We start from the raw sequence: 448 nt of genomic DNA on the forward strand, positions 1-448 counted from the left end.
ATCAGTTGAAAGCTGTAGCCAATCAGGTCAACAGTTCTGCAACCCACTATTACAGCGTGAACGACGGTGGCGGCGCACACGGTGGCAATTTCAATAATGACGGCGTGACTGGTCTTAACGCATTGGCTGCCGGCGTGGGTGCAAGTGCGCAAGATAATGATGCTGTCGCCATCGGTAGCGGAACGATCGCTCAAGGTAACGGCTCGATCGCCATCGGTGCTGCTGCCGAAGTCAGCGGCGCCACCGGAGCGGGCGGCATCGCCATCGGCGCGGCTGCCACCGCTAAGAACGGCGGTACGGCCGTCGGCTCCGGCGCGGATACCTGCAACGGCACGGCACTCATCCCCGGCCTGCCCAACCTCCTCAATAACAACCTAGCATTGGGCGATAGCGCGAGGGTTAAAAACGATACCAACTTCAACGTGGCATTGGGTTCGCTTTCCACTGC

The 448-nt window shown here is 59.6% G+C and carries 1 pseudogene; it reads left to right on the top strand.

The features are described 5' to 3' along the window. Nucleotides 1-448 (top strand): annotated as a pseudogene (locus ACTHTQ_RS11370) (hypothetical protein); the annotation flags it as partial.

Source organism: Neisseria sp. P0020.S003, from assembly GCF_051957095.1.
In the GTDB taxonomy this organism is placed as follows: Bacteria; Pseudomonadota; Gammaproteobacteria; order Burkholderiales; family Neisseriaceae; genus Neisseria; species Neisseria subflava.